This is a genomic window from Devosia oryziradicis (genome assembly GCF_016698645.1).
GTDB lineage: Bacteria > Pseudomonadota > Alphaproteobacteria > Rhizobiales > Devosiaceae > Devosia > Devosia oryziradicis.
This window is the reverse complement of sequence record NZ_CP068047.1, coordinates 2,431,935-2,443,799: the sequence shown is the minus strand read 5'-3', so window position 1 is coordinate 2,443,799 and position 11,865 is coordinate 2,431,935. Positions and strand designations below refer to the sequence as shown.

The window sequence follows — 11,865 nt, the reverse complement described above, 5'->3', positions numbered from 1 at the left end:
AGTAGAATGGAGCACCGAGGGGGAGCGCGACGATGCGCGAAGGCGGTGGGGAGACGGGCCTTCTGGGCGGTTGCGCCGCCGTGATCGTGGCCCATGACGAAGCTGACAGTGCGGCCCTGCAGGCCATTGCCCGGCATGTGGGGTTTGGGTCGGTCAGCACCGTCGCGGAGGGTCCGCATGGGGACGACCCCGAACACAGCCTGACATTCTTCCTGGTGCATTTCGGCCTGGGTATCGCCGGTAAGACGATGCTGCTGTCGCGGCTCCGCGGCCATCCGTCGGACAATGTACGCTTTGCCCCGATCGTGCTGTTCATCCCCGACGGGCCGGGCGCGGAAGTTCTGTTCTATATCGAAATGGGCTTCGACGACGTGATCTGCTTGCCCGAGAACAGCCATATCGTGGCGTCGCGGCTGGCGACACAGATCGGCCAGGAGCATCTCTACATCGAGACGAAGACCTATCTGGGTCCCGACCGGCGGCGCATGGAACTGCCCGGCGCCAGCCATCCCGATCGCAAGGGCGAGTACGAACACACCAAGCTGTTCATCGTGCGCAAGCCCGGCATCGGCACGTCGGTAGTTCGCCGCCAGATTTTCCTCAAGGCCATCAACTAGCGATCGAGGCGGCGCGAGGCCGCCCCCTGCTATCGCGGATCGGCTGCCGGTGCGAAGACGCGGAGCCGATGGCCATCTGGATCTTCGGCAACAAAGGTGAAGCCGAAGTCCATCTCGATCGGCTGCTGGATGATCCGGGCCTTATTCTTCCAGTCGTTGAACGTAAGGCTGACAGCATCGTAGTCATCTTCGCTGAAGCAGACCTCTATGCCGCCGGCCGGTCGCGGCGCTGGCTCGATCTCGCCCTTGATCCACAGGCCCAGCTTGACGCCGTTGGGCAGCACATAGAGCACGAAGGTCGGTGAGCTCTCCACCGGCTGGATGTCAAGCAGCGTTGAATAAAATGCCGCGCTCTTGGCCGGATCGGCGACGGCGAGCAGAATGTAGTTGAGGTTGCGCATGGGTGTCTCCTTGTCGATGCGGAGACCCTAGCGCCACCGACTGCCAGTTTCCGGCAGTGGCTGTCAGGCCGGCGGCGGCACGTTCTGCTCGGCGCGCCACTCCTTGAGCATGACTGCCCGCCGCCGCGGATAGCGGACTTCGGTCGCCTCGACATGGCTGATGCGGTCGATGCGGAAGTGGCGATAGCCCTGCCGCAGCTCGCACCAGGCGGCAACGAGCCGCGCCTGCTCGAAAAAGCCGATCAGGAAGGGCCAGATGGTGCGCTCGGTTTCCGTGTCGTCTGGGCCGCGATAGGTGATGATCAGCTTGCGCTCGTTACGGATGGCGAGGCGGATGATGCCGGCATCGATGGTGGCTGGAGCGAGACCCATACGCGCGACCAGCAGGTTGGTGGCCTCGGCACGCTCCCGCAGTTCGGCGGGCAAGACCGCGGTGATCTTGCTCAGCGCCTGTTTCGCCGACTGGCTCAGTCGGCCATCATCGGCGCGGGCCGCCACCCAGCGCGAACCCAGCACGATGGCCTCGATCTCGTCGGCCGAGAACATCAGCGGGGGGAGCGTGAATCCAGGCCGCAGGACATAGCCCAGCCCCGGCTCGCCGATGATATCGGCACCCTGAGCCTGGAGGGTGGCGATGTCCCGATAGAGCGAGCGGATCGATATGCCGAGCTCCTGCGCCAGCGCCGGGCCGGTGATCGGTGTCGATCGGTTGCGCAGCAATTGCAGCAGGTCGAGCAGGCGGGCGGTGCGGGACATGGCCGTCACAGGAAAAAGGCGGCCCGTAGGCCGCCTTTGATGATCCTAGCCCAGACCCAGGCGGCGTTGCCACCAGCCGGCCTTCTTCTTGGGTGCCTCACCGGCTTCGCCCTCGGCTTCCGCCTTGGGGGCACTGGACGACACCACGATGCCTTCCGCCGGCAGCTCCTTCTTGGCGCGGCGCGGCTTGGGCGCTTCCGTCGCTTCGGCAGCGGCTGGCTCGGGCGCCGGCGCGGCTTCGCTGACCGATGCCGCAGCCACCGCTTCGGTGGTTTCGGCCTTTGGCTTGCGGGCCCGTGGCTTGCGCTTGGGCTTTTCGTTCGCAACGATCTCGGCTTCGGGCGGTGCTTCCACCGGCGCGGCGTCGACCGGCGTGCCTTCCGCGGTCTCCTCGACCTTCTTGCGGCGCGTACGCTTGGGCTTTTCGACCGGCGCGGCCTCGGCAACTGCAGGTTCGGCGGCTACTATCTCGTCCTGCGCCAGCAATTCGCCGGCAACGGCAGAGGTTTCGCTGACGGTCAAGCCGACGTCGCCAGCCGGCGAGGGGGCCTTCTCGGCGCCGTTTTCATCGCCGTCACGACGGTTGCGGCGGCCGCCACGACGGCCACGACGGCGGCGCTTGCGCGGCTCCTCGTCGCCACGGGCTTCCCCGGATGGACGAGCCGGGTTTTCCTCTTCGTCGCCCTCGCCATCCTCGTCGCCGACTTCGGCTTCAACGCTGGGCGCCTGCGCGGCGCGCTGCTGCTGCGGACGCTCGTCGCCGCGATCAGCACCGCCACGGCGGCGGCGGCGGCGGCGGCGGCGGCCTTCGCCCTCGCCATTCTCACCGGCAGCCGGGCGTGCCTCGGCTTCTTCGTCCTCGCTCTCCTCGACGACGTCTTCTTCCTCGACTTCGTCATCGATGACGGCGCTGTCGACGCGGACATGCTCGGTCGCGCGCTGTTCGGCATAAGCCATGACGCGCGCTTCGCCCTTCTCGATGGCGAACTGGTGGCCCGTCATCTTGCCGTCGGCGGTGATGGTGATCGACAGCTGGTTGCGGATTTCCAGTGCGGTTAGCGTCTCGCGCTTGAAGTTGAGGATGTAGAGGGCGACCTCGACCGGCACGCGGACGTTGATCGACTGGCCCTGGCGGCGCAGCACGTGGTCCTCGATATGGCGCATGATCATCAGCGCCAGGCTTTCCGTCGAACGGACCAGGCCCGTGCCATCGCAGACCGGGCACTTGTGGGTCGAGCTCTCGACGACGCCGAAGCGAATGCGCTGGCGGCTCATTTCCATGAGGCCAAAGTGCGAAATCCGGCCGACCTGGATGCGGGCGCGATCGTCCTTGAGGCAATCCTTGAGCTTGCGCTCGACGGCCCGGTTGCTCCGGTTTTCCATCATATCGATGAAGTCGATGACGATCAGGCCCGCCAGATCGCGCAGGCGAAGCTGGCGGGCGACTTCCTCGGCGGCCTCCAGATTGGTCTGGAGCGCGGTGTCTTCGATATTGTGCTCCTTGGTGGAGCGGCCCGAGTTCACGTCGATGGAAACGAGCGCTTCGGTCGGGTTGATGACGATGTAGCCGCCCGAGGGCAGGGTCACCGTGGGGGAGAACATCGAGTCGAGCTGCTGCTCGATGCCGTACTTGGAGAAGAGCGGCTGATCTTCCTTGTAGAGCTGCACGTTCTTGGCGTGGCTCGGCATGATCATCTTCATGAAGTCCTTCGCCTCGCGGAAGGCGTCATCACCCGCCACGAAGACTTCGTCGATGTCCTTGTTGTAGAGGTCGCGGATGGTCCGCTTGATCAGCGAGCCTTCCTCATAGACCAGGCACGGGGCCTGCGACTTGAGGGTCAGCGAGCGTACGCTTTCCCACAGGCGCATCAGGTATTCGAAATCGCGCTTCACCTCGGCCTTGGTGCGCGAGGCACCGGCGGTGCGCAGGATCACGCCCATGCCCTGGGGCACTTCGAGATCGGACGTGATCTCCTTGAGGCGCTTGCGATCGGCGGCATTGGTGATCTTGCGGGAGATGCCGCCGCCACGGGCGGTATTGGGCATCAGGACCGAATAGCGGCCGGCCAGCGACAGGTAGGTGGTGAGCGCTGCGCCCTTGTTGCCGCGCTCTTCCTTGACCACCTGCACCAGCATGACCTGCCGGCGCTTGATCACTTCCTGGATCTTGTAGTGACGACGGTTCGGGCTCTGCCGGCGACGCTCGGGCACTTCCTCGAGCGCGTCTGCCCCGCCGATCGATTCGACGGGCTCGGCATTGGCCGGGGCCTGCTCGATGTGGCTGGCGTCGTCGGTTTCCTGGGGATCGGCCTCGGCGTCGGGCTCGGTCACGCCTTCGGGAACCGAAATATGCTCTTCGGCTTCCTCGTGGTGATCCTCGGCCTCTTCATCGCGCAGCAGGGCTTCGCGGTCGGCGACGGGGATCTGGTAGTAGTCGGGGTGGATTTCGCTGAAAGCGAGGAAACCGTGGCGATTGCCGCCATATTCGACGAAGGCCGCCTGGAGGGAGGGCTCTACGCGCGTCACCTTGGCGAGGTAGATATTGCCCCGCAACTGCTGACGCTGGGCCGATTCGAAGTCGAACTCCTCGATCCGGTTACCTGCGGTAACGACGATCCGTGTTTCTTCCGGGTGGATGGCATCCACCAGCATTCTCTTGGTAGCCATAATGAACTCCGCGCACTCGCGCGCCGACAAGGGGTCGCCGGCGAGCCGGCATCCTTCTGGTGGCGCTATGCGAGGCGAATGGTTTGGGGTGTGTGGCGCAGAAAAGCTCTGCCTTGAACGCGCCGAGATATGTGGTCATGGCCGGAAGATGCAGCGTGGCAAAACGGCAATCGGTAGTCTCGATCGCGTCGCGTTCTGTCCGCCTGCGGGCCATCTGACCTCTTCCTATTGGGCTGCCGTCGCATCCGGGGATGAATGACAACCGTCCGGTCCGGTGGGACCGAAATTCTTCACGAAGCGCAGGATTTGCCGCTTCTGAACCGGAATAGGGAGTTCTCTTCGTTCCCTTTGCCGGCCACTTCCCGTACCGCCGTCGTGGGCCGAGGGCCTACGCAAACTGGTTCTGCGGGAAGCATGCGCTTCACGTCTAGCGTGTAGGGATGTTGCGACCGATTGGCAACAGGAAAGTCAGAAGCGGACCGGCCAAGCCAAATAACTGTGCGTTTATTGGCCGCGCCCGCAAATCATCGCATAAGAGCCGTCGCGCCGCAGAATCGCCCGAACCGGGTGACACACGGCACGTGCAAGAATTTGGGGCCGGTTGCGCTTGTTGAAAACCACTCGTCTGTTTGTGCTGCCGCTCCTGGTGGCGATGTTGAGCGGCGCAGTGCTGTCGCCGATGCCGATGGCCCAGGACACGGCGCCGCAGCAAGCGCCGGTGGCGGCTGCGCCCGTGGCGCTTCCCAATGTGATGGACGTGCGGGTCTCGGCGACGCCGGAGCGGGCCCGACTGGTGATCGACCTGGCGGGCAAGACCGAATTTGCCCTGGTGTCCCTGAGTGGACCCGATCGCCTGGCGATCGATGTGCGCGCGGCCACCTTCTCGGTGCCCGAACCGTCGGGCGCGCCGGCCGGTGAGGGCATGATCGCCGAATATGTGGTGGAACAGGCGGCGCCGGACCGGGTGCGCACCACGCTGACCTTGTCGGCGCCTGCGCAGGTGCAGCAGGCCTATATGCTCGATCCGTTCGAGGGGCAGCCGGCCCGGCTGGTGGTCGACGTCATACCGGCAACGGCCGAGGAATTTGCGGCCAATGTCGCCAAGGACCTGGCGGCTTCTGGTTCGGCGGCGCCCCCAGTTGCGAGCCCGACGCCCGCAGGTGGTTCCGAGTTGCCGATTGCCACGCGGCCGCTGGTGGTGATCGACCCCGGGCACGGCGGCATCGACAGCGGCGCAGAAACGACTGACGGCATCAAGGAAAAGGACATCGTCCTCGCCTTCGCGTTGCGGTTGCAGGAGCTGTTGGTGGCTTCGGGCCGGTTCGACGTGGCGCTGACCCGGGAGGACGATACCTTCCTGCGCCTCGAGGAACGGGTGGCGCTGGCGCGGACCAACAAGGCCGACCTGTTCATCTCGGTCCATGCCGACAGCTTCCAGCAGCCCGAAATTCGCGGCGCCAGCGTCTATACGCGCGACGAGAATGCCACCGACGTGCTCGACAAGGTGCTGGCGGATAACGAGAACAAGACGGACATCATTGCCGGCTTCGCCATGCCGCAGATGGCCCCTGAAGTCGTCGACATCCTGCTCGACCTGATGCGGCGGGAGATGCGGCACCAATCCTTCATGGCGGCGCAGGCCATCGTGCACCAGCTACAGCCGAGCGTCGAACTGCGGCGGTTCCCCGTTCGGCAGGCCGACTTCTTCGTGTTGCAGGCGCCCGATGTGCCATCAGTCCTGCTGGAACTGGGCTTTCTGTCCAATGCGGCTGACATGGCCAATCTGCTGCAGGGCGAATGGCAGGACCGGACGGCGGACGCGCTGGCGCGCGGCGTATCGGCCTATTTCGACAGCCTGGCACCTGAAGAGTGATGTGACAATTCAGTCACGTGTGGCGGCGCGTGCCCATCGCGCTGTCGCCGTAGCGCGGCCTTGTCATCTACTTTCAAGCTGCCGTCTGCTATGATTCTGCCTTGAATCCGGCGCCTTGCAGGTGTCGTGACGACGATACGGGCGGTGCCCCGCCCGGGAGAGAATGACTATATGCTGCGTTTGCTCGGCTGGATCTTTGGCTTTGGGATGTTTGCCGTGCTGGCCGGCGTCGGCGTGGCTGCGATCTATCTCACCACGGTCGCCGCTGCGCTGCCTGACTATACCGTGCTTAAGGACTACCAGCCGCCCGTGACCACCCGCGTCCATGCGGCCGATGGGACGTTGCTGGCAGAATTTGCCCGCGAGCGCCGGCTGTTCCAGCCCATCGAAACCGTGCCGCCGCTGCTGGTCCATGCGTTTCTCTCTGCCGAAGACAAGGATTTCTACAGCCATGGCGGGATCGCCATAGACGGTGTGTTCCGCGCGTTGCGCGACAACGTGCTGGCGCGCATGGACGGCGACAGCTCGATCCAAGGCGGTGGTTCGTCCGTTACCCAGCAGGTGGCAAAGAACTTCCTGCTGACCTCCGAGCAGACCTGGGACCGCAAACTGCAGGAAGCCCTGCTTGCCGTCAGGATTGAATCCACTTTCTCCAAAGACCGCATTCTCGAGCTTTACCTCAACGAGATTTTCCTCGGGCTCAATTCCTATGGCGTGGCCGCAGCAGCGCTGAACTACTTTGACAAGGCGCTGTACCAACTGACGCTGAGCGAGGCTGCCTATATCGCCGCGCTGCCCAAGGGGCCAAACAACTACCACCCGTTTCGCCGCCCCCAGGCCGCCATCGAGCGCCGTAACTGGGTGATCGATCGCATGGTCGAGAACGGCTATGTCACGATGGAAGAGGGTGCCATTGCCAAGGATGAGCCACTCAACGTCATTCCGCGCGCCGGCGGGAGCCAGCTCTATTCGGCGGAATATTTCACCGAGGAAGTCCGTCGCGAACTGGCCAAGCTCTATGGCGAGGACCAGCTCTATGGCGGTGGACTGTCGGTCCGCACCACACTCGAGCCCAAGCTGCAGGAATATGCCCGCCGGGCGCTGATGAACGGCCTGATCGCCTATGACCACGGCAAGGGCTTCCGAGAGCCGGTAGCCAGTATCGAGATCGGCCAGGACTGGGGCGTCGACGTCAGCAAGATCGTGCCGCTCAGCGACGTGCCGGAATGGCAGCTTGCGGTTGTGTTGGAGATCGGTGGCAACGAGGCGCGGATCGGACTGCGGCCCGACAACCTGGCCGATGGCAGCGTGGCGGACGATCGGGTAGAAGGCACATTGTCCGGGCCGGAGATCAAGTGGGTTTCCAAGCCTCTGCAGGACATTCTTAAGGTGGGGGATGTGGTTTACGTCTCCCCCGTGTCGGGGAAGACCGGCATCTACACCCTCGAACAGGTGCCCGAGATCGAAGGCGCGCTGGTTGCCATGGACCCGCGCACGGGACGTGTCCTGGCCATGGTCGGCGGCTTTTCCTACGCGATGAGCGAGTTCAACCGGGCGACGCAGGCGCTGCGTCAGCCGGGGTCATCGTTCAAGCCCATCGTCTATGCGGCTGCCCTCGACAATGGCTATACGCCGGCCTCGGTGGTGCTCGACGCACCGGTCGAAATCCGCAATGGCGACGGCTCGATCTGGCGGCCGGAAAACTATGCGCAGGAATTTTATGGCCCGCAGACGTTGCGGCGCGGCATCGAGCGCAGCCGTAACGTGATGACCGTGCGGCTGGCCCGCGATATCGGCATGCCGCTGGTCGCCGAATATGCACGCTTGTTCGGCGTCTATGACAGCATGCAGCCCGTGCTCGCCATGGCGCTGGGGGCCGGCGAAACCACCGACATGCGAATGACGGCGGCCTATGCCACGATTGCCAATGGCGGCCGCAAGATCGTGCCGACGCTGATCGACCGCGTGCAGGATCGCTATGGCGTCACGGTCTACAAGCACGACCAGCGCCTCTGCCAGGGTTGCGAGGCCACCAGTTGGACCGGGCAGGGCGAACCTGTCATCGTCGACAACCGGGAGCAGGTGCTCGACCCGATGACCGCCTACCAGATCACCTCGATGATGGAAGGCGTGGTGCAGCGCGGCACCGGCACCGCCGCCAAGGTGCTGAATCGTCCGGTGGCCGGCAAGACCGGCACGACCAATGACTACAAGGATGCCTGGTTCGTCGGCTTCACGCCCGAACTGGCCGTAGGCGTCTATGTCGGCTACGACCAGCCTCGCTCCATGGGCAGCGCGGTGACCGGCGGCACCTTTGCCGTACCGATCTTCACCGAGTTCATGGCCAAGGCGCTCGAAGGCAAGCCGCCGACCCCCTTCAATGTGCCCCCGGGGATGACGACGGCCTGGATCAACCCCAATACGGGCGTTGCCGCCTTCGACGGCGAGGGGGGAATCGAGGAATCGTTCAAGCCGGGCACCGGCCCGAACCTGATGACGTCGGTGATCGGCGTGGACGTCAACGCCTTCGACGCGCTGCAGCGCCAGCAGATGATGCAGCAGCAATACGATTCCGGTTTCGTCTCGCAGCCGCAATCGCAACCGGCTGAAGGCGGCGGCAATCAGCTCGTCTACGATCCCAATACCGGGCAATGGGTCAGCCCCGGGCGCGGCGGCCTCTACTAGTGACCGATTTCGTCATCTATCCGCATGCGGCACTGAGCCAAAAGGCGGTGGCGCGGCCAGTCGACGCGGCGATGCTGGCGGCAGGGGAGCAATTGCTGGACGCTGCGAGAGGCGTCCAGGCCTATGGACTGGCAGCGGCCCATATCGGGCTGGCGGAGCCGCTGGTGGTGATCAGCATTTCCGGCGGCACAGCCGAGCGTAGTTATCGCGTGCTCTACAATCCCCAGGTTGTTCTGGCAGCGGCTGAGACCAGCGTAGGCCCGGAAGGCTCGGTCTCGCTGCCGGGTATCGAAGTGCCCGTCGAGCGGGCCACCTGGGTCGAGCTTGGCTATGACGATGCCGATGGCGCGCGGCAGACGGCCCGGTTCGAAGGTTTTGCGGCGCGGGTGGCGCAGCACGAAATCGACCAGATGAACGGTGTTTTCTTCCTAAGCCGCGTGTCGCGGATCAAGCGGGACACGGCCCTGCGCAAGTTCGGTAAGACCCGGCGCAACTGAGCCGCGGCAAGCCGGTTGATCCCGGCCATCGCCTCCGCTAAACGGGACGCCACTTTGAAGGAATTGACCAATGCGTACGGAAATCGAAAAGACCGTCGCCGAAATCGAGCAGGTTCTGACCCTGCTGAGGAGGCATCTTTGACTGGGATACTGCTGAACTGCGCCTCGACGCGCTGACCGCCGAGACCGAATCTCCCGATTTCTGGAACGACCCCGAAAAGGCCCGCGTAAAGATGCGCGAGCGCGACGAGCTCGACGTTGCCGTCAAGGCCGTACGCGAGCTCGAGGCCGGTATCCGCGACAATTCCGAGCTGATCGAGCTGGGCGAAGCCGAGGGCGACGCCGACATCGTCAAGGATGCGGAGAACGCGTTGCTCGAACTCAAGGCCATCGCCAAGCGCCGCCAGATCGAGACGCTGCTGTCCGGGGAGGTCGACTCCAACGACTGCTATGTCGAAATCCACTCCGGCGCCGGCGGCACCGAGAGCCAGGATTGGGCCAACATGCTGTTGCGCATGTACACCCGCTGGGCCGAACGCCGGAAGATGAAGGTCCAGGTGCTCGAAATGCATGACGGCGAAGAGGCCGGGATCAAGTCGGCGACCATCCAGGTCTCCGGCCACAATGCCTATGGCTGGCTCAAGACCGAGAGTGGCGTGCATCGCCTCGTCCGCATCAGCCCCTACGATTCGGCGGCGCGGCGACACACCAGCTTTTCCAGTTGCTGGGTCTATCCCGTGGTCGATGACTCGATCGACATCGTGATCAACGAAAGCGACCTCAAGGTCGATACCTATCGCGCTTCGGGCGCCGGCGGTCAGCACGTCAACACCACGGATTCGGCCATCCGCATCACGCACGTCCCGTCAGGCATCATCGTGGCCTGCCAGCAAGAGCGAAGCCAGCACAAGAACCGTGCCACGGCCATGGCCATGCTGAAGTCGCGGCTCTACGAGGCCGAACTGCAAAAGCGCGAAGAAGCTGCCAATGCCATCTCGGCCAACAAGACCGATATCGGCTGGGGCCACCAGATCCGCAGCTACGTGTTGCAGCCCTACCAGATGGTCAAGGATCTGCGCACGGGTGTGGAAAGCGGCCAGCCCTCGGTGGTGCTGGATGGCGATCTCGACGAGTTCATGGAAGCCGCCCTGGCGCAGCGCGTCGGTGTGGCGACGGACGTCGCGGCAGAAGACTAGCCGAGGAGCGCCAGCAGGCGCTTGCCGGCTTCGATGAACGCTTTGGGATTGATCGCATTATCGGCCTTGCGCACCTCGAAATGGAGGTGCGGGCCGGTGGAGCGGCCAGTGGAACCGACCTTGGCGATCGGCGTCCCGGTATTGACCGCCTGGCCTTCCTCGCTGAGGAAGCCGGAGAGATGGGCATAGCGGGTGACCAGGCCATTGGCGTGGGTGACCTCGACAACGTTGCCATAGCCCGATTTGGTGCCCACGAAACTGACGATGCCCTTGCCGGCGCTGAGCACGGTCGTGCCCTTGGGGGCAGCGAAATCCAGGCCAGAGTGAAACGCACGGCTGCCGGTAAAGGGGTCCGTGCGGTTGCCGAAGCCGGAGCTCTGGCGGAAGTTGCCCGATATCGGCATGTGGATGGGGGCGCCGTCGATGCTGTCGCGCGCCGCCTTATAGCGCACCAGTGCGGCCATCACCGCGTTTGCGTCGTCGATCATCGGCGAAGCCTCGGCGCCGTCCTGTGGGGCCAGCAACGGCCCGCCAATCCCGTCGAATTCTACCGGCAGGTCCACGGCAATGCCGAGATCGCCCAGCTCGCTGACAATGCTGGCAGTGCGCTGTGTCGCGGTTTCGGCGATGGATGTCATGGCGTAGTCGGTTTCGCCCATCATCTGGGCGACGGCCGCCGCCGTAGCGTCGATATCGGGGTTGCCCGAAACCAGGGGAGCCATGGCGGTGTCCGCTGGAGCGGGTTCCGCCAGCGCTGCCGCTTCGATCCCCAGTTCGCCGGCCTTGTCCACCAGCACGCGAACCAGCTGATGCTGCTCGATCAGCACTTCCTGCTGCTGCGCCAGTTCCTGGAGTTGCAGGTTGATGTCACCAGCCTGGGCATAGCTGCGGGAATGCAGGCGATCGACCTCGACCCGCAACTGCGCGATGCGGTTCTCATAGGCTTCGATGACCTGTTCATTCTGGCCATTGAGCAGCCGGGCAATGTCGGTAGAGAGCAGGAATGCGGTTCCAAGAAGGGCATTGCCGGCGAGAAGAACGGCAAACATGCCGTAGAACAGGGCAGGGTGGACGCCGCGGCGCGGGGGGTGTTGCGGCCGACTGTCGGACCGTCCGAAACTGGCCTGGCTACGCACCCAACTTTACTCCGCAACGCCACAAATATGGTGTGAA

9 protein-coding genes are annotated in these 11,865 nt (G+C 64.3%); 5 read left to right on the top strand and 4 right to left on the bottom strand.

Annotated elements, in window-relative coordinates; translation table 11 throughout:
* Positions 1-32: 32 nt before the first annotated feature.
* Positions 33-617 carry a hypothetical protein gene (locus JI749_RS12230; RefSeq protein ID WP_201654166.1) on the top strand — a complete coding sequence of 195 codons (585 nt, stop codon included), beginning with the start codon at positions 33-35 and terminating at the stop codon, positions 615-617.
* A gap of 29 nt (positions 618-646) precedes the next feature.
* Here the strand turns inward: JI749_RS12230 and JI749_RS12225 are convergent, their stop codons facing one another.
* From JI749_RS12225 to JI749_RS12215, 3 genes are all read right to left on the bottom strand, one after another.
* A complete protein-coding gene (locus tag JI749_RS12225) occupies positions 647-1,018 on the bottom strand; it encodes a VOC family protein (protein ID WP_201654163.1) in 372 nt (123 codons plus the stop codon).
* 63 nt (positions 1,019-1,081) lie between these two features.
* Positions 1,082-1,774 (bottom strand): helix-turn-helix transcriptional regulator, encoded by a 693-nt coding sequence (locus tag JI749_RS12220; RefSeq protein ID WP_201654160.1) that lies wholly within the window; start codon positions 1,772-1,774, stop codon positions 1,082-1,084.
* 45 nt (positions 1,775-1,819) lie between these two features.
* Positions 1,820-4,441 carry an Rne/Rng family ribonuclease gene (locus JI749_RS12215; protein WP_201654157.1) on the bottom strand — a complete coding sequence of 874 codons (2,622 nt, stop codon included), beginning with the start codon at positions 4,439-4,441 and terminating at the stop codon, positions 1,820-1,822.
* Between the two features lie 610 nt (positions 4,442-5,051).
* On the opposite strand from JI749_RS12215, the gene JI749_RS12210 reads away from it, so the two are divergent.
* The 4 genes from JI749_RS12210 (at position 5,052) to prfB (ending at position 10,692) form a co-directional block, all read left to right on the top strand.
* Positions 5,052-6,314: an N-acetylmuramoyl-L-alanine amidase gene (locus JI749_RS12210; protein WP_201654154.1), complete on the top strand. Its 1,263-nt coding sequence runs from the start codon at positions 5,052-5,054 to the stop codon at positions 6,312-6,314.
* A 171-nt stretch (positions 6,315-6,485) separates the two neighbouring features.
* Positions 6,486-8,999 (top strand): penicillin-binding protein 1A, encoded by a 2,514-nt coding sequence (locus JI749_RS12205; RefSeq protein ID WP_201654151.1) that lies wholly within the window; start codon positions 6,486-6,488, stop codon positions 8,997-8,999.
* Positions 8,999-9,496: a peptide deformylase gene (locus JI749_RS12200; RefSeq protein WP_201654148.1), complete on the top strand. Its 498-nt coding sequence runs from the start codon at positions 8,999-9,001 to the stop codon at positions 9,494-9,496. Before JI749_RS12205 ends, JI749_RS12200 begins: the two co-directional genes overlap by 1 nt.
* A 70-nt stretch (positions 9,497-9,566) precedes the next feature.
* A protein-coding gene (prfB, locus tag JI749_RS12195; protein ID WP_201654146.1) for a peptide chain release factor 2 occupies positions 9,567-10,692 on the top strand; the annotation gives its coding sequence in 2 pieces (ribosomal slippage) (positions 9,567-9,635 and positions 9,637-10,692; 1,125 coding nt in all).
* On the opposite strand, the gene JI749_RS12190 is transcribed toward prfB, so the two are convergent.
* Entirely contained in the window at positions 10,689-11,828 is a 1,140-nt protein-coding gene (locus JI749_RS12190) for a M23 family metallopeptidase (RefSeq protein WP_201654143.1), read from the bottom strand. The genes prfB and JI749_RS12190 overlap by 4 nt on opposite strands.
* Positions 11,829-11,865 lie beyond the last annotated feature (37 nt).

Bases quoted from the DNA above. Each gene is read 5' to 3' on its own strand.
- JI749_RS12225 (WP_201654163.1), bottom strand. From the start codon at position 1,018: ATGCGCAACCTCAACTACATTCTGCTCGCCGTCGCCGATCCGGCCAAG.
- JI749_RS12220 (WP_201654160.1), bottom strand. From the start codon at position 1,774: ATGTCCCGCACCGCCCGCCTGCTCGACCTGCTGCAATTGCTGCGCAAC.
- JI749_RS12230 (WP_201654166.1), top strand. From the start codon at position 33: ATGCGCGAAGGCGGTGGGGAGACGGGCCTTCTGGGCGGTTGCGCCGCC.
- JI749_RS12205 (WP_201654151.1), top strand. From the start codon at position 6,486: ATGCTGCGTTTGCTCGGCTGGATCTTTGGCTTTGGGATGTTTGCCGTG.
- JI749_RS12215 (WP_201654157.1), bottom strand. From the start codon at position 4,441: ATGGCTACCAAGAGAATGCTGGTGGATGCCATCCACCCGGAAGAAACA.